This is a genomic window from Aeromonas sp. ASNIH2 (genome assembly GCF_002934795.1).
Lineage (GTDB): Bacteria > Pseudomonadota > Gammaproteobacteria > Enterobacterales > Aeromonadaceae > Aeromonas > Aeromonas caviae.
Genome location: NZ_CP026406.1, coordinates 2322801 through 2340000 on the forward strand (window position 1 = coordinate 2322801; position 17200 = coordinate 2340000).

General features: G+C 62.6%; 16 protein-coding genes (1 of these 16 running past the window's edge). 11 read left to right on the forward strand and 5 right to left on the reverse strand.

Going from position 1 to position 17200, the window contains the following annotated elements:
* The first annotated feature begins 105 nt into the window (after positions 1 to 105).
* Together C3F36_RS10900 and ubiA are read left to right on the forward strand one after the other, a co-directional pair.
* On the forward strand, positions 106 to 657 hold the full coding sequence (locus tag C3F36_RS10900) for a chorismate--pyruvate lyase family protein (protein WP_104455058.1): 552 nt from the start codon (positions 106 to 108) through the stop codon (positions 655 to 657).
* Entirely contained in the window at positions 654 to 1517 is an 864-nt protein-coding gene (gene ubiA, locus C3F36_RS10905) for a 4-hydroxybenzoate octaprenyltransferase (protein ID WP_042864636.1), read from the forward strand. Before C3F36_RS10900 ends, ubiA begins: the two co-directional genes overlap by 4 nt.
* A gap of 63 nt (positions 1518 to 1580) precedes the next feature.
* Here the strand turns inward: ubiA and plsB are convergent, their stop codons facing one another.
* Positions 1581 to 4004 carry a glycerol-3-phosphate 1-O-acyltransferase PlsB gene (gene plsB / locus C3F36_RS10910; RefSeq protein ID WP_104455059.1) on the reverse strand — a complete coding sequence of 808 codons (2424 nt, stop codon included), beginning with the start codon at positions 4002 to 4004 and terminating at the stop codon, positions 1581 to 1583.
* A 204-nt stretch (positions 4005 to 4208) separates the two neighbouring features.
* Between plsB and lexA the strand changes: the two genes are divergently transcribed.
* The 4 genes from lexA to C3F36_RS10930 all read left to right on the forward strand — a co-directional run bounded on the left by lexA (position 4209) and on the right by C3F36_RS10930 (position 7679).
* Positions 4209 to 4835: a transcriptional repressor LexA gene (gene lexA, locus C3F36_RS10915; protein WP_010672444.1), complete on the forward strand. Its 627-nt coding sequence runs from the start codon at positions 4209 to 4211 to the stop codon at positions 4833 to 4835.
* A 350-nt stretch (positions 4836 to 5185) separates the two neighbouring features.
* On the forward strand, positions 5186 to 5476 hold the full coding sequence (locus tag C3F36_RS10920) for a hypothetical protein (RefSeq protein ID WP_010672445.1): 291 nt from the start codon (positions 5186 to 5188) through the stop codon (positions 5474 to 5476).
* A 191-nt stretch (positions 5477 to 5667) separates the two neighbouring features.
* Positions 5668 to 6294: an SCO family protein gene (locus tag C3F36_RS10925; RefSeq protein WP_039041144.1), complete on the forward strand. Its 627-nt coding sequence runs from the start codon at positions 5668 to 5670 to the stop codon at positions 6292 to 6294.
* A gap of 14 nt (positions 6295 to 6308) precedes the next feature.
* Complete coding sequence (locus C3F36_RS10930; RefSeq protein WP_104456036.1) at positions 6309 to 7679, forward strand: MATE family efflux transporter; 1371 nt, start codon at positions 6309 to 6311, stop codon at positions 7677 to 7679.
* 31 nt (positions 7680 to 7710) lie between these two features.
* On the opposite strand, the gene trmL is transcribed toward C3F36_RS10930, so the two are convergent.
* From trmL to C3F36_RS10945, 3 genes are all read right to left on the reverse strand, one after another.
* Positions 7711 to 8175, reverse strand: coding sequence for a tRNA (uridine(34)/cytosine(34)/5-carboxymethylaminomethyluridine(34)-2'-O)-methyltransferase TrmL (gene trmL / locus C3F36_RS10935; protein ID WP_069784747.1), 465 nt, complete (start codon positions 8173 to 8175; stop codon positions 7711 to 7713).
* A gap of 70 nt (positions 8176 to 8245) precedes the next feature.
* Positions 8246 to 9601, reverse strand: a complete 1356-nt coding sequence (locus C3F36_RS10940) for an ATP-binding protein (RefSeq protein WP_104455060.1) — start codon at positions 9599 to 9601, stop codon at positions 8246 to 8248.
* Complete coding sequence (locus C3F36_RS10945; protein WP_010672450.1) at positions 9598 to 10293, reverse strand: response regulator; 696 nt, start codon at positions 10291 to 10293, stop codon at positions 9598 to 9600. The genes C3F36_RS10940 and C3F36_RS10945 overlap by 4 nt, the downstream gene beginning before the upstream one ends.
* Positions 10294 to 10380: 87 nt before the next feature.
* Between C3F36_RS10945 and fieF the strand changes: the two genes are divergently transcribed.
* The 4 genes from fieF (at position 10381) to C3F36_RS23595 (ending at position 13813) form a co-directional block, all read left to right on the forward strand.
* Complete coding sequence (gene fieF / locus C3F36_RS10950) at positions 10381 to 11292, forward strand: cation efflux pump FieF (RefSeq protein ID WP_104455061.1); 912 nt, start codon at positions 10381 to 10383, stop codon at positions 11290 to 11292.
* An 8-nt stretch (positions 11293 to 11300) separates the two neighbouring features.
* Positions 11301 to 12080, forward strand: coding sequence for a serine O-acetyltransferase (gene cysE / locus C3F36_RS10955; RefSeq protein WP_010672452.1), 780 nt, complete (start codon positions 11301 to 11303; stop codon positions 12078 to 12080).
* A 21-nt stretch (positions 12081 to 12101) separates the two neighbouring features.
* Positions 12102 to 13382, forward strand: coding sequence for a hypothetical protein (locus C3F36_RS10960; protein ID WP_104455062.1), 1281 nt, complete (start codon positions 12102 to 12104; stop codon positions 13380 to 13382).
* A 221-nt stretch (positions 13383 to 13603) separates the two neighbouring features.
* Positions 13604 to 13813 carry a cell division protein ZapB gene (locus tag C3F36_RS23595; protein ID WP_010672454.1) on the forward strand — a complete coding sequence of 70 codons (210 nt, stop codon included), beginning with the start codon at positions 13604 to 13606 and terminating at the stop codon, positions 13811 to 13813.
* Between the two features lie 72 nt (positions 13814 to 13885).
* Here the strand turns inward: C3F36_RS23595 and elbB are convergent, their stop codons facing one another.
* Complete coding sequence (elbB, locus tag C3F36_RS10970; RefSeq protein WP_048209468.1) at positions 13886 to 14536, reverse strand: isoprenoid biosynthesis glyoxalase ElbB; 651 nt, start codon at positions 14534 to 14536, stop codon at positions 13886 to 13888.
* 401 nt (positions 14537 to 14937) lie between these two features.
* On the opposite strand from elbB, the gene polA reads away from it, so the two are divergent.
* On the forward strand, positions 14938 to 17200 hold the 5' portion of the coding sequence (gene polA, locus C3F36_RS10975; RefSeq protein ID WP_104455064.1) for a DNA polymerase I. It continues 488 nt past the right edge of the window; 2263 of the gene's 2751 nt are visible here — the first part of the coding sequence; the start codon lies at positions 14938 to 14940; its stop codon lies beyond the right edge, outside the window.

The window sequence follows — 17200 nt, forward strand, 5'->3', positions numbered from 1 at the left end:
TGCCATCGGGGCCGTCAAGCACGGATGTTCTTACAATTCGCCATTGATTTACGGATAATAAACCGGTTTTTAACCTGACAACGGAAATCTCCGGATGGTGAAGCTGTGAAGTCCGAGTTGACTGTTCCCCTCGCCCAGCTCGTCCCGTGGCGGGCGCCTGCAGAGTGCGGACCGCCCGAGGCGCTGCGTCCCTGGTTGCTGGAGGCCGATTCCATGACCCGGCGCCTGCGTCGTTACAATCATCACCTCTCGGTGCAACTGCTCGGCAATCGCGCCGTGTCGCTGACGGTGGACGAGCAGGCGCTGGTGGCGGTGTCGGCCCCCGTGGGCATGTGCCGCGAGGTGATCCTGCACGGTGATGGCGGGCCTGCCATCCTGGGTTGGACCCTGTTTGCCGAAGCGGCCTTGCAGGGGGGCGGTTTGCAGGATCTGGGAGAGCAGCCGCTGGGAGAGCGCATTTTCGGTGAGGCACCGGCGCGGCGGGATCACCTGCAACTGGCCTGTTTCGAGATAGCGAGCAATCCCTGGTGTCCGGCCGCTACCGTCTGGGGGCGTCGTTCTCGCCTGTTTCTGGGGCAATGGCCACTGCTGGTCCATGAACTTTTCCTGCCCTCGCTATCGTCTCATTCGTTGCCATCGGATAAGGAGCTGGAGTGAAGCTGTTAACCAAGGAGCGGGGACTGGCCTATGCGCAGTTGGCCCGCATCGACAAGCCCATCGGTACCCTGCTGCTGCTGTGGCCGACCCTGTGGGCGCTCTGTCTGGCGGCTGGTGGCCTGCCTGACCCCTGGATCCTGACCGTGTTCGTGGTGGGCGTCTTCCTGATGCGCTCCGCCGGCTGTGTCATCAATGACTATGCGGATCGCAACTTCGACGGTCATGTGAAACGCACCGCCGGGCGACCGCTGCCCATGGGACGGGTCGCCGAGCGGGAAGTGCTGGTGCTGTTTGCCGTGCTGGCGCTTCTCTCGTTCGCCCTGGTGCTGACGTTGAACCCGCTCACCATCAGCCTGTCCTTTGCCGGTCTGCTGTTGGCGGTCTGCTACCCCTTCATGAAGCGCTTCATCCCCATCCCCCAGCTGGTGCTCGGCATGGCCTTCTCCTGGTCCATTCCCATGGCCTACGCAGCCCAGGCCAATGCCCTGCCGCCGGAAGCCTGGCTGTTGTTTCTTGCGAACCTGCTGTGGACCATCGCCTATGACACCGAGTACGCCATGGTGGACAGGGATGACGACCTCAAGCTCGGCCTGAAATCGAGCGCCATCCTGTTCGGCCGTCACGACAAGCGGATCATCGGCGCGCTGCAACTGGCGACCCTGCTGATCCTGCTGGGGATCGGGCAGCTGATGGGGCTGGGATCCGGTTATTACTGGGGACTGCTGGGGGCGGCGGCGCTGTTCGTCTACCAGCAGCGACTGATCCGGGAGCGGCAGCGGGAAGCCTGCTTCCAGGCCTTCCTCAACAACAACTACGTGGGGGCGCTGGTGCTGCTCGGGGTGATGGTTCACTACCTCTAACCCGCCCCCTTCCTTGATGAAAAAAGGCCGCATGATGCGGCCTTTTTGTTGGGTGTCGACGCCTCAGAGCCGGTTGCCCGCCTGGATGGTGCGGCGGATCTTGTTGCTGAGCAGCGGCACTATATTGTCGGCCAATGCCTGGAAGCGGCCGAGATCCGGTTTGCAGCCCGGATCCAGATAGCCTTCGCTGCGCAGGGTGTGGATCAGGGTGCTGAACAGCTTCTGGTCGAAGAACTCGGGGGCGTTGATGCCGTGCAGGGTGCCGAGGCGCTCCGCCATCATCAGGCCGTCCGCTTCCAGCTGCTCCGCCTCGATGTGGGGCTGGGCCAGCATGCGGGTCAGCACGATGGCGTAGCGCTGCAGGGTCTCCTGGATGCTTTCGGCCAAGAGCAGCAGGCGCATCTGGTTGCCGGGGTTGACCCAGTAGCCGCCGTCGCGTGCCTCGACCAGTTGCTGGCGTAACAGCTCGGCCAGCAGGGCATCGATCAGTTCCGGCAGCTCCTCCTCTTCATAGCGCAGGAAGAGTTCGGTCTTGAGCAGGGGGTAGATGTCGACACAGCGGGCGACGATCTCGCTGCGGGAGATCCCCTCGCACCGCTCGATCAGGGCCGCCACCAGGGAGGGCATGGCGAACAGGTGCAGTATGTTGTTGCGGTAGTAGGTGAGCAGGATCGCCTGATAGCGGTCCAGGCTGATGATCTGGCCCAGCTTGTCCTCGCTCACCTCGAACTTGTTGAGCTCCATCGCCTGCTCCAGCAGGGTCCTGGCGTCCTCGTCCGGCATGGTGCTGTGCGGGCTGTAGGGCACCTGCTTGAGCAGGTCCAGATAGGTGTTGAGCTGGGCCTGGAGTTCGTCCCGGGTCAGGGCGTGGCGCTCGGCGGCCAGCAGGGCCAGGGCACTCAGGGTCAAGCCGTTGACGGCGGCGGCATCGTTGATGCGGGTCATCAGCAGCTCGGCCAGCTGGTTGACGGTGGAGGCCATCCACTCGGGACGTTCCTCCCGGCCGATGCTCTCCTTCCAGGTGGGTACATGTTCGCCGAGGTAGCTGTTGAGGGTCAGCGGTTCGCCGAAATTGACGAAGCCACGGCCATAGTTGCGCAGCTTGCGCAGGATGCCGAGCACCTGCAGGAAGCTTTCCTTCTCCTTGCGGCTCCCCTTGAGTTCGTTGTGGTAGGTGTTCACCTCCATCACGTGCTCGTAGCCGAGGTAGACGGGGACCAGGGTCACCGGCCTGTCCAGCCCGCGCATCATGGCCTGCAGGGTCATGGCCAGCATGCCGGTCTTGGGGGGCAGCAGGCGACCGGTACGCGAATGCCCGCCCTCGGTGAAGAACTCCACCGAGTAGCCCTTGGCGAACAGCAGGTTGAGGTACTCCCGAAATACCGTGCTGTAGAGCGGATTGCCCTTGAAGGTGCGGCGGATGAAGAAGGCGCCGCCGTGGCGGAAGATGGGGCCCGCCGGCCAGAAGTTGAGGTTGATGCCCGCCGCGATGTGGGGCGGTACCATGCCCTGGTGGTAGATGACGTAGGAGAGCAGCAGGTAGTCCATGTGGCTGCGATGGCAGGGGACGTAGACGATCTCGTGCCCTTCCTGGGCCAGCTGACGCACCTGCTCTGCTCCGTTGACCGAGAGGCCGCGATAGAGCTTGTTCCACAGCCAGCCGAGGAAGCTCTCGCCGAGGCGGATCAACCGATAGGAGAAATTGGAGGCGATCTCGTCCATGTAGCCGTGGGCACGCTTTTGCGCCTTCTCTAGGCTGATCCCTTCCCGTCTGGCCTCCTCCTCGATGGCCTGCTGGATCACGCTCGAATCCAGCAGTTGCTTGAACAGCAGGTTGCGGTTCGGCAGCTTGGGCCCGGTGGCGGCCAGCTGCTGGCGGCTGAAGTGGGTACGGGCCACCCGCGCCAGCTTGTGGGCGATGGCCTCGTCGGTGCCGTGCTTGTCCGCCATGTAGCGCAGGGAGAGGGGCGGGGAGAAGCGCACCAGGTTCTCGCGCCCTTTCAGGATCACGATCAGCGCCTTCTTCAGGCGGTTTGGCGCCAGGCTGCTGATGATGTTCCAGCCGGAGGCCTCCTCGCCTTCCCGGCCCGGGGCGCGGCCCCAGAACAGGGTGACGGGTACTACCTGGATGTCCAGCGCCGGATCCTGCTTGTGCAGGTCCAGCAGCTGGTGGAACTCCTGCAGGAAGGGGAGTGGCTTGTTGCGCGTGCCGAACAGGGGAGGCGGACGATCCAGACAGACGTAGCGTGGCAGCAGTTGACCGTTCAGCTCCAGCGGCGTGAAGGGGCCGGGCAGGCCGAGATCCTCGCAGCACTGTTGCAGGGTCATCAGGTCGGTGATCGAGCTGGTCTTCAGGGCATAGACGATGGGTCTGGCCGGATCCAGCTTGAGCTCGGTGATGGGGTTTTCCGGCAGGCTCTTGTGATTGACCAAGCCGCTGACCGGCCATTGCAGGATGGCTCTGGAAATCTTCTGTCCAAGGGACATGTGCGTCTGCTCTCCAAAAAAATGCGGCGTGAGCATAGCAAATCACCGGCTGCTTGTCGCCGAGAGGTACGATGAGTCGGCACTTCAGAGCGGGGGGAGGGGCAAATGTGCGTCGGGTCGCGACAAATGCCAGTTGCGCCTTGCCTTGGCCCCAGCACTGTATATACTGCCAGTGTGCTGTATAAAAAGACAGGTGCCCATGCTATGAAACCCCTTACCCCTCGCCAGGCTGAAGTACTCGAGCTCATCAAGGCGAACATGAACGAGACCGGCATGCCGCCGACTCGCGCCGAGATTGCCCAGAAGCTTGGCTTCAAGTCGGCCAACGCGGCCGAAGAACATCTGAAGGCCCTGGCCAAAAAAGGGGTCATCGAGATCATGCCGGGCACGTCCCGCGGCATTCGTCTACTGCTCGAAGAAGAGGACGTGCAGCCTGAAGAAAACGGCCTGCCACTGATCGGCAAGGTGGCGGCCGGGGAACCCATCCTGGCTCAGGAACACATCGAGAGCCACTACCAGGTGGATCCCGCCCTGTTCCACCCGCGGGCAGACTTCCTGCTGCGGGTGCAGGGCATGAGCATGAAGAACATCGGCATCATGGACGGGGACCTGCTGGCGGTACACAAGACCCAGGAGGTACGCAACGGCCAGGTCGTTGTGGCACGGCTCGACGAGGACGTCACCGTCAAGCGCTTCCAGCGCAAGGGCAGCCAGGTGTGGCTGCTGCCGGAAAACGAAGAGCTCTCCCCCATCGAGGTGGATCTCGCCAGTCAGCACCTCACCATAGAGGGCCTGGCGGTCGGCGTGATCCGCAACGCCGACTGGATGTAAACATCCGATGCGATGAAGAGGCCTCCTGCGGGAGGCCTCTTCATTTTCATCTGCCGATGGCATCTTCCTCCCCATCTTTTCGCTTCTCCTTCCTGTGCACATAGTCTCGCCGCACGACATGCATTTCGGATATATCCTTTGATAAGGCCCCTGTCATGGTCGGTGATCAGGGAAGGGGGAGTCGCACCGGGCAGTACGCCATGGCAGGGATGCATGATCGCCGGGTCGGTGCGCAGAAGGGAGAGTCGCCTCAGACTGGGGACTCGTACAGTCAGTACGCTGCCGTGGTTGGTTCGTCGTTGGGGACAAAGAGACCCGTCAGCGTGACCTGTTGAGCAAGGAGGACAGGTATGGCTTCAAGCTCGCCGTGGGATCCGGTGCCGGCCGCAGCGCCCGCATCTTCCATCACCCGATTCATCAAGGGCAGTCGGATGACATGGTTCTATGCGCTCTGGGTCTATCACAAGGGAGATGGTTGGACCATCTGGCTTGGGTGCCCCAAAGACAAGATTGTCCGCCTGGTTCGTCTGTTTCGCCGTCATCACGACATCGGATTGCCGGATGAGCCCTGGACTGCCCCCGTCATCCCGCTGCGCGTCCCCCTGAGACGTGCCCAGCCGCAGCACAGGCTGCGGCCCTGATCCCTCTTCCTGTACAGACAAGAGCCCCGCCAGAGCGGGGCTCTTGTTTTGGCGCCGATGCGGCTTATCCATGGCACAGACGCTTTCCCGCCGGGATGCAAGACTAGCCATCGGCGGGGGCAGGCGGGTTACAATGACCCCTACCGGTTTTGCCCCCCTGGGCTTCTAACATAAGCAAGGCTTTGTTTTATATGGTTAAACCACGCTTTTACCTGCTGCTGTTGCTGTTCATCGGCGCCATTGCGGCGGCTTATTACTGGAGTCAGCCCGCGGTGCCGGAACAGGCCGATTACTACCCGGCGGGGCGAGACATCAACCCGTTTGCCCTCACGGATGCGGATGCACAGCCCTTTACCCCTGCCAACCTGACGGGACACTGGAGCTTTTTGTTCATCGGCTACACCTACTGCCCGGATGTCTGTCCGACCACGCTGGCGGATCTGCGCAGCGTCTATCCGGCGTTGAAGAAGATAGCCCCCACTAGCCAGGTGGTATTCATCTCGGCGGATCCCCAGCGGGATGACAGCGCCCGCCTGAAGAGCTATACCGCCTTCTTCGAGCCCGAGTTCAAGGCGGCGACAGCACCTCACAGTGCCCTCTTTCCTCTGGTCCGCAATCTGGGGCTGGTCTATTCCATCGTGGAAGGGGATCGCAAGGACTACCTGATCGACCACTCCGCCTCCATCGTGCTGATCAACCCCGAGGGGAAGCTGGTGGCCACCTTCCGACCCAAAGTGGCACCGGGTGAGGTGCCCCACGTGGACATGCAGACCATGGTGGCCGACTTCGCGCGCATCGTGCGGCTGGCTGGCGAGTGATCCCGGCGCGCACCATGCTGATTCCCGCCTGGTTGAAGGATCCTCGCCGCCACCGAGCCGTCTTCGCCCTGGCCCTGCCCATGGTGTTCACCAACGTCACCACGCCCTTGCTGGGGTTGGTGGACACCTGGGTGATCGGTCATCTTGGCCAGGCCTGGTTTCTCGGCGGCGTGTCGGTCGGTGCGACCTTCATCAATCTGCTGTTCTGGCTGCTTGGCTTCCTGCGCATGTCCACCACAGGGCTGACTGCCCAGGCTCAGGGTGCAGCCCATGCCGAAGGGCAGCTCGACACCCTGGCGCGGGCCCTGGGCTTGGCGATCGGACTGGGCATGGCGCTGTTGCTCCTGTTGCTGCCGTTCCTGCCTGCCATCATCGCCCTCGGCGGCGGCTCTTCCGAGGTACAGACCTATGCCGGTCAATATGTGTCGGTGCGGGTCTGGAGCGCCCCGGCGGCCTTGTGCAATCTGGTCATCATGGGGTGGTTGCTGGGCATGCAGGATGCACGCAGCCCCATGCTGCTGCTGATCCTGGGCAATCTCGTCAACATGGTGCTGGATGCCTGGTTCGTGCTGGGATTGGGCTGGCAGGTGAAAGGGGTGGCCGCAGCTTCCCTGCTGGCGGATTACAGCACGCTCGGGGTGGGGGTCTGGCTGGTGAGCCGGCATCTGCGCCGACTTGATCCCGGGGTGTGGCACAACGCCTGGCAGCGCTGGCGCCAGTGGCCGGCCCTGCTGCGGCTGCTCGCCCTGAACCGGGATATTTTCATCCGCTCCCTCTGCCTGCAACTCTGCTTCGTGTTCATGACTCTGCAGGGGGCCAGGCTGGGGGATGTGGCGGTGGCCGCCAATGCGGTGCTGCTCAATTTCCTGATGCTGATTTCCTACGGGCTGGATGGATTTGCCTATGCGGTGGAAGCCATGGTAGGGCGCGCCATCGGGCGGCGCGATCGGCCGCTGCTGCGGGAGGCCATCGTCCTCAATCTGGGCTGGGCGCTGCTGATCTCCCTGGCATTCACCCTCTCGTTTGCCCTGGGGGGCCACTGGCTCATCCGCCACATTACCGACATACCGGCGGTGATCGCCGAGGCGCAACGTCAGCTCCCCTGGCTGGTGGCCATGCCGCTGCTGGCGGTCTGGTGCTTCCTGCTGGACGGGGTCTTTATCGGCGCCACCCGGGCCCGGGAAATGCGCAACAGCATGCTGGTGGCGGTGTTTGCCGGCTTCTTTCCCATCTGGTGGCTCTGCCAGGGATGGGGTGTGGCGGCCCTGTGGGCCGCCATGAGTGCCCTGATGGCCGGTCGTGGCCTGACGCTGGGCTGGCTCTGCTGGCGACTGGAGCGTGATGGACGGCTGCTGGCGGGGCAGGGGACGGCGCAGTCAGTCTGAATCCTGGCCGCCTTGCCAATATCGTCAGCGGTCAGAGCGAGCCTGAATAGTCGAACTGTCGCCAGCTCTCGTAGACGAACACCGCGACGGCGTTGGCCAGATTCATGCTGCGGCTCTGGGGCAGCATGGGAATGCGCAGCCGCTGCTCGAATGGCAGGCCCTCGATGATCTCCATAGGCAGGCCTCGGCTCTCGGGCCCGAACAGCAGGGCGTCACCGGGGGCAAACCGGGCCGCCGAGTGGGCGGTGCGTCCCTTGGTGGTGCAGGCAAAGACCCGTTGGGGGGCGACGGCCGCCAGAAACGCCTCATAGTCAGGCCAGCGCTTGACGTCGGCAAACTCGTGATAGTCGAGCCCGGCCCGCTTGACCCGCTTGTCATCCCACTCGAACCCCAGGGGCTCTATCAGGTGCAACCGGTAGCCGGTATTGGCGCAGAGGCGAATGATGTTGCCGGTGTTGGGGGGGATTTCCGGTTGGTAGAGCACGATATCGAGCATGGAAGGATCCTGGGCTGGTGCGAAACGGGCGCCAGCATACCCAGCACCCGTGCCGATGAAAAGGGGGAGGTCAGGGCATGGGCAGACGGATGGTGATGACCAGTCCGGTCGGCTGATTGCTGCTGGCCCGGATGGTCCCCCCATGACGCTGGATCGCCTCGGCGGCGATGGCAAGGCCGAGACCAGTGCCCCCGGTCTTGGCGTTGCGGGCATCGTCCACCCGAAAGAAGGGCAGGAACAACCGGGGCTGCTGCTCCACCGGCACGCCAGGGCCGTCATCCCGTATGGTCATCACCCATTCCCGTCCCTCCCGGTACCAGTCCACCTTGATGAACTCGCGGGCATACTTGAGGGCGTTGCGCAGGGGATTTTCCAGGGCGCGCGCCAGCAGCTCCGGCCACATGGTGAGGGATTCGGCGGGCAGGGAAGGGAGCCTGAGCTGTTTGCCGTTCTGGTTTGCCTCGAACATGGCATCGTCCAGGATGGGCTCCAGCAGCTCCGCCAGGGGCAGCGTCACCGGCGCTTCCACATGTTGCTGCACCCGCGACAGATCCAGCAGATCCCCAATCAGCTTGTCGAGCCGGGCTATCTCCCCTTCGATGCGCGCCAGCTCGGCGCTGTCCCCCTGCTTGCGGCGGATCAGCGCCTGTGCGAGCTGGATGCGGGTCAGGGGGCTGCGCAGCTCGTGGGAGATGTCGGAGAGCAGCTGCTTCTGCTTCTGGATCATGTCCTTGAGGGTATCGACCATGCGACTGACATGTTCGGCCAGCTGGCCTATCTCGTCGCGCCGCCCCAGGTTGGGGATCTGTATTTCCAGGTTGCCCTGGGCGAGTTGGGAGACCGACTGCTGCAACTGCAGTATGGGGCGGGTCAGGCGCCAGGCGAGCAACAGACAGAGCGGGGTGCTGACCAGCATGGCGATGCCCAGGATCTGGATGGGGTGATCCAGGATCTGGATGAAGAGGAACAGGTAGGAGTTTTCGACGTTCAGACCGAAATAGACGTGATAGGTCTGGCCGTGATGGACCATCTGGAAGGGGCCGGCGATGGCGCGCTGGTGTTCGCTGCCCAGCATGGGCTTGGCCGTGTTGTCCGAGTCGAGCATGAAACGGATCACGAACTTGCTTAGCCGGGTGCTGGACTGCATCTGCCCCTTGGCATCGCGTAGATAGATGTTGTCCACCGGCAAAAGGCCCGCGGCATCGATGGCCTTGGCCAGATCGAAATCCTGCTCGGGATCCGCACCCCGTTGCAGCGCCGCCAGGTTGTTGTTGAGACGGGTGATCTCGTGGGCCGGCAGCGGGATGATGTTGCGGGGGTCCAGGGTGGGGAGGATTACCACCGCGGCCACGACCAGCAGCAGGATGAACCAGAACCAGAGGAAGATCTGGGTGGACAGGCCGTTGAAGGTGCGGGCCGATTTCATGCCTGCTCCAGCCACAGGTAGCCTCGTCCCCGCACCGTCTTGAAGCGGGGCTGGCCGTCGGCCCGCTCCGGCAGCTTCTTGCGCAGGTTGCTCAGGTGCATGTCGATGGCCCGATCGAAAGGTTCGAGCTTCTTGCCCAGCACCTGCTCGGAGAGCAGGCCCTTGCTGACGATCTGGCCCGGATTGCGCAGCAGGCACTCCAGCAGGCCGAACTCGGTGGCGGTGAGCTCCAGCAACTGATCGTCGCAGCGGGCCTGTTGCAGGCCGGGCTGCAGCACCAGATCCATGAAGCGCACCTCTTCCGAGCTGCCGCCGCGCTGGGGAGCCTGGCTCTGGGTTCGACGCAGGATGGCGCGCACCCGGGCCAGCAGCTCCCTGTCGTCGAACGGCTTGGCGAGATAGTCGTCGGCACCGGCCTCCAGCCCGTTGACCCGATCCTGGCTGTCGCCACGGGCGGTCAGCATCAACACCGGGGTGTCGTGGGTCTTGCGCAGCCGGGTCAGCATCGCGAAACCGTTGAGTCTGGGCATCATGACGTCCAGCAGCACCAGGTCGAAAGCCTGTTCTGCCAGTCGCTGCAATCCCTCTTCCCCATCCTCGGCGACGGTGACCTCAAACCCCTCCAGGGTCAGGATTTCGGTGAGCAGCTGGGTCAGTTCGAGATCGTCGTCGACCAGGAGTATTTTGTTCATCTGGGAGTCACTCTGTTGATTTTGCACGCCAAACTGACGTCCGGGTCAGGGTATAATAAGTTTTTACGCGTCGGAGGAAAGCCGGTTTTGAGCCACCAACACTATTCCCGCTGGGTCACCCTGGCCAGCATGGCCGCTGTGACCACCGCCACCCTGCTCATCCTGGGCAAACTGATCGCCTGGCTGATGACGGATTCATCCAGCCTGCTGGCATCCCTGACCGATTCCTTCATGGACATCAGCGCCTCTCTCATCAATCTGCTGGCCATCCGTTATGCGCTGGCCCCTGCCGACGAAGAGCATCGCTTCGGCCACGGCAAAGCGGAGTCCCTGGCGGGTCTGGTGCAGTCGGCCTTCATCTCGGGGTCCGCCCTGCTGCTGGTGATGCACGGCATCTCGTCGATGCTGAATCAGGTGCCCGTGGTGCGCCTGGAGGCGGGGATCTGGGTCAGTGTCGGCTCCATCGTGCTGACCCTGTTGCTGGTGAGCTTCCAGGGCTTTGTCATCCGCAAGACCAACAGTGTGGCCATCAAGGCCGACATGCTGCACTACCGTTCCGACCTGCTGCTCAATGGCGGCGTGCTGGTGGCACTGGTGTTGGCGGGGCTGGGGTGGTACTGGGCCGACGGCCTGTTTGCCATTCTGATCGGTCTGTTCCTGGTGTGGGGGGCTGTCCATATCGGCTACGAATCGGTGCAGGCCCTGCTCGATCGTCAGTTGCCAGAGGAGGAACAAGCGAGAATAATGGCCCTCTGCTGTGCCGTAGAGGGGGTGCATGGCGTACATGACCTGCGTACCCGCCAATCCGGGCCGACCCGTTTCGTGCAGTTGCATCTGGAACTCGATGATCAACTGCCTCTGGTCAGGGCCCATCAGATAGCCGACGAGGCTGAACTGGCCGTCTGCCAGGCCTTCGAGCGGATGGATGTGATCATTCACATGGACCCCATCTCGGTGCTGACAAAAGAACGACAAAGCACTCACCCTGAACAACAGTAGGCTGCAACATGGATGATCTGGTTGCCAGAACCTGGCAAAAAATTCAGCAGGAAGCGCAGAGCATGGCGGCCCAGGAGCCCATGCTGGCCAGCTTCTTTCATTCCACCATTCTCAATCACCGGGATTTGCGCTCGGCGCTGAGCTTCCAGCTCGCCAACAAGCTCGACAGCACCACCATGCCTGCCATCGCCTTGCGGGAAGTGATCGAGCTGGCCCTGCGCAGCGAGCCCGAGCTGCTGGCCGCAGTGGCCGCCGACATCTGCGCGGTGCAGGATCGCGACCCGGCGGTCGACCTCTTCTCCACCCCGCTGCTCTACCTCAAGGGATTCCATGCTCTTCAAGGGTATCGGGTGGCCAACTGGTTGTGGCGTCAGGGACGCCGTGCCCTGGCGCTCTATCTGCAAAACCAGATCTCCGTGGTGTTCGGCGTGGATGTACACCCGGCCGCCCGCATCGGCAAGGGCATCATGTTTGACCATGCCACCGGTATCGTGGTCGGCGAAACCGCCGTCATCGAGAACGACGTCTCCATCCTTCAGAGTGTGACTCTGGGGGGGACCGGCAAGGAGAGTGGCGATCGTCACCCCAAAATCCGGGAAGGGGTGATGATAGGGGCGGGGGCCAAGGTGCTTGGCAACATCGAGGTGGGCGTCGGCGCCAAGATCGGTGCTGGCAGCGTGGTGATCAACCCGGTGCCGCCTCACACCACGGTCGCTGGCGTGCCTGCCAGGATTGTGGGCCGCCCCGAGTGCGACAAACCTTCCCTGGACATGGATCAGTGCCTCTGATCCCCTGACCGAGGCCGTTGTATGGTCAAGCGCTGGTCAGGCTTTCTGATCCTTGGGATGTGGCTGCTCAACCTGCTGCACCTTTATCTGGACTTCTCCCCCTGGCCCGCCGCCATCGCGGCCTGGGCCGCCTCCCTGCTCACCTGGCCCTGGCTGGTGGGTGCCGCACGGCGCCAGGCGCTGGCCCTCTACGGCGCGGCGCTCCTGCTGCTGCTCTTTTCCTGGTGGCGAGGGGCCAGCCTCAGCCCCGGTGACTGGCTCTTGCCGAACATCAACATGCTGACCATGTTTGCCGCAGTGAGCACCCTCAATCTGGCTACCTCCGGCCTCTTGACCGGCACCGCCTCCTGGTCCGGTCGCAAGGGGCTGTGGAGCACCATGGCCAGCCTCAATCTGCTGGGGGCCGTCATCAATCTTTCGGTGCTCTTCATCATCGGCGATCGGCTGGAGCGCAACGGGACGCTGGAGCGGCGTCAGGTCATGGTGCTGAGCCGGATCTTCTGTGCGGCTGCGTTTTGGTCCCCCTTCTTCGTCGCCATGGCGGTGGCCCTCACCTATGCACCGGGTCTGCAACTGGGCAGTATACTGCCTTTTGGCATACTGGCGGCTTTGCTGGCCATGGGGCTGACAGCCTGGCAGGTAGAGCGACTCGGTGTGGAGACCTTTGAAGGTTATCCGCTGCGGCTCCAGACCCTGGGGCTACCGGTGACCCTGGCACTGCTGGTGCTGGTGATCCACCGTTTCTGGCCCGGACTCAGCATTCTGGCGGTGATCGCCCTGGTGGCGCCCTTGCCGGCCTTGCTGTTCATGCCGCAAGCGGGGCGAGGGGCTGCTCTCAAGCGCCAGGTGGTTGAGCGCTTCCCGGCCATCGGTGGCCAGCTTGTGCTGTTTCTGGGGGCCGGCCTGCTGGCGGCTGGCATCAACAGCGCGCTGTCAGTACTGGACTTTGGCAGTGGCCACGGCCTGCCGCTGTTCAACCACTTCGGCTGGCTGGAAGCCTGTCTGACCCTGCTGCTGATCTTCCTGGTGGCCATAGTGGGCGTGCATCCTCTCATCAGCATCTCGGGGGTGGCGCCGCTGCTCTGGCCGCTGGCACCGGATCCCAGCCTGCTTGGCATGTGCTTCCTCATGGGGTGGGGGCTGGCGACCGGGACGAGCCCGCTCTCCGGCTCCAATCTGGCGCTGGCGTCCCGCTACAACCTGAGCGCCGGGCTGCTGCTGCGCTGGAACCTGCTCTACGGCCTGTTGATGTACGCCGTGGCCTGTCTGATGATGGGGGGCTTCATCGCCTTGCATGGCTGATGGCGGCATCGGCAGGAGGGCGGGTTGTGCCACGGCGGACGCCCGGGATCGAGGTTCCTGCTGCCTGCGAGAAAAACCGACGCATATTTAATCAATACCGGGCCGCAGGGCGCATTTTGCAACGTGCTGGCTTGTTTGTGCCGAGCGCATCAGGGTATGCTGGCTCCACGCGCTTGAATCGCCCTCTGTGGGGCATCGCAATTGAACATACAGGTATGCATATGTCACTAGAAGTCCTTGAGCAACTCGAATCCAAAGTACAATCCGCCGTCGACAACATCTCCTTGCTGAAGATGGAGCTGGACGAGCTGAAAGAGCAGAACAGCAAGCTGCAAGACGAAAACCACCAACTGCGCAATGAGCACGTTGCCTGGCAAGAGCGTCTGCGTGCCCTGCTGGGCAAGATGGACCAGATGGGCGATGCCATCTGATCCCGTCTAGATTGACCGGAATGAAAGCGGGCCGCTCTTTGAGCGGCCCGCTTGTTTTGGTCTGCCGGGCAATCAGAGTGCCAGCAGCTGTTTGACGGTCTTCTCGATGCCGTCCGCCGCCTCCACAATATTGTTGGCCAGCATGTAGGCAGGAGTGGAGATGACCTTGCGCTCCTGATCCACCACGAACTCGCTCACCGGGCAGTCGAGATGACTGCCACCCATGGCTTCGATGGCGTTGGCGGCGCCCTCGTCGTTGCCAATGGTGGCCAGGGTGCCTGCCCCATAGATGAGCGGGATCATGGCCGGTGCGATGCAGATGTAGGCGGCCGGTTTGCCGGCTCTGGCAAAGCTCTGGCAGGCCTTCAGCACATCCGGCTGGATGCGGCACTCTGCGCCCTTGATGGCGAAGTCACACAGGTTCTTGGCGGCGCCGAAGCCGCCCGGCACCAGCAGGGCGTCGAAGTCGGCTGCATCCAGTTCAGCCACATCCCTGATCTGGCCGCGGCAGATGCGGGCCGCCTCGACCAGCACGTTGCGGCTCTCTCCCTCGTTGACCTCGCCGGTCAGGTGATTGATGACATGAAGCTGAGGGACATTGGGGGCGAAGCATTGAACGGATGCTCCCTGACGGGCCAGCGCCAGCAGGCTGATGACGGCCTCGTGGATTTCGGCGCCGTCAAACACGCCACAACCACTCAAGATCACGGCCACTTTTTTCATGACAGACTCCTCGTTGTTGAAAATGTGAGCCAGGGTAGATTGTTGTACTTTTGTATGGTTATCGTTCGACCTCCGCTGGTCAAGTCATCTCCCTGTGCTAGGATTGTTTCGTTTTGGATCCTGCCTCAGCACCCCTCTTGAATTTTTTTCCACATTGATCGAGATCATGATGCGTGCGTCATGTTGAGTTTTCATGATCTCAACATATTGTTTTAAAAGATATTTTTTGTTTTAATCCACAGATTTGTCACGGCCGTGATGCAATGGTGCCATTTTTGAGCACAGAGTTATCCACAGCAATATGCCCCACCGGTGCGCCGGGGTGATGGTGGGAGTCCCCTTGGTGTGGTGCGGGCCCTGTGGCATCCTAGCGGCTGTTTATTCTTGGCAGGACGATTTTCATGGCCTCTAGCAATCCTCTTATTCTGGTCGACGGATCTTCATATCTTTACCGCGCCTTCTTTGCCTCGCAGCAGGCCGATCTGCGCACCTCGACCGGCTTGCCTAGCGGCGCCGTCCGTGTCATGGCCAACATGATGCGCAGCCTTCGCAAGCAGTACCCCGACTGCCACGTGGCCGTGGTGTTCGACGCCAAGGGCAAGACCTTCCGTGACGACATCTATCCCGAATACAAGGCAACACGCGCCAGCATGCCGGACGATCTGCGCAGCCAGGTCGCTCCTATCCACCAGATGATCAAGGCAATGGGTTTCCCCTTCCTGATGGTCGAAGGGGTGGAGGCCGACGACGTGATCGGCACCCTGGCCCGTCAGGCGACCGAGAAACAGCTGCCTGTGCTCATCAGCACCGGCGACAAGGACATGGCGCAGCTGGTCTCCGACCATGTCACCCTGATCGACACCATGAAGGATGTGAAGACCGATCGGGAAGGGGTGATCGAGAAGTTCGGCGTACCGCCCGAGCTCATCATCGATTACCTGGCGCTGATGGGGGACAAGGTGGACAACATTCCCGGCATGACCGGTGTCGGCGAGAAGACCGCACTGGCCCTGTTGCAGGGGATAGGCAGCATCGACGAGATTGCCGCCAACCTCGACAAGGTGGCGGCGCTCGGCTTCCGCGGCTCCAAGGCGTTTGCCGACAAGTTCCGCGAGCAGGAAGAGCAGGTGCGCCTCTCCTACGTGCTGGCCACCATCAAGACCGACGTGGTCCTGGAGCAGAGTCTGGAAGAGCTGCAGCTTGGTCCCATCGACAAGGAGGCTTTGCTGGCGGTCTACCGCGAGTACGAGCTGCGCAACCTGATCAAAGAACTGGAGTCTGGTGGCGAGGAGAGCGAAGCCGCAGGTGATGAGGAAGGCGCCGCCCCGGTAGCCGCCATCGAAACCGACTATCGCTGCATTCTGGATGAGGCCGAATTCGATGAGTGGCTGGCACGGTTGCAGGCGGCGCCGCTGTTTTCCTTCGACACCGAGACCACCAGTCTCGACTATATGGAAGCGCGGGTCGTTGGCGTCTCCTTTGCCATCGAGCCGGGCAAGGCGGCCTATGTGCCCTTCGGCCACGACTATCTGGGGGCGCCGGTGCAGCTGACCGAGGCCGTGGTACTCGGCAAGCTCAAACCGCTGCTGGAAGATCCGGCCCGTCTCAAGGTGGGGCAGAACCTCAAGTACGACCGCAATGTGCTGCTCAACCACGGCATCGAGCTGCAGGGTATCGCCTACGACACCATGCTCGAATCCTATGTGCTCAACTCCACTGCCAGCCGCCACGACATGGATTCCCTGGCCCGCAGGTATCTGAACGCCGAAACCATCTCGTTCGAAGAGATCGCCGGCAAGGGGGTCAAGCAGCTCACCTTCAACCAGATTGAACTGGAGCAGGCGGCCCCTTACGCGGCGGAAGATGCCGACATCACCCTGCGTCTGCATCAGACGCTGTGGGGCAAGCTCTCTGCCGAACCGGGTCTCGCCAAGGTGTTCAGCGAGATCGAACTGCCCCTGCTGCCGGTGCTGGCACGGATGGAGCGACTCGGTACCACCATCGAGCCCAAGCTGCTGCATCAGCAGAGTCAGGAGATCGAAGTGCGTCTGGCAGAGCTGGAGAAGCAGGCCCACGAGCTGGCCGGGCAGGAGTTCAACCTCTCCTCGCCCAAGCAGCTTGGGGAGATCCTCTTCACCAAGCTGGGGCTGCCGATCATCAAAAAGACCCCCAAGGGAGCGCCATCCACTGCGGAAGAGGTGCTGGCCGAGCTGGCGGAGACCTATGATCTGCCGTGTCTGCTGATGGAGCACCGTGGGCTGGCCAAGCTCAAGTCCACCTACACCGACAAGCTGCCGCTGATGATCAAGCCGCAGACCGGGCGGGTGCACACCTCCTATCACCAGGCGGTGGCGGCGACCGGTCGACTCTCGTCAACCGACCCCAACCTGCAGAACATTCCGGTGCGCAACGAACAGGGGCGCCGCATTCGGCAGGCCTTCATTCCGTGCGCTGGTTACAAGCTGGTGGCGGCGGACTACTCCCAGATCGAGCTGCGCATCATGGCCCACCTCTCCGGTGACAAGGGGCTGCTGACCGCCTTTGCCGAGGGCAAGGACATCCACAAGGCGACCGCCGCCGAGGTATTCGGCGTCGCGCTCGATGCGGTGACCAGCGACATGCGTCGCAGCGCCAAGGCGATCAACTTCGGTCTCATCTACGGCA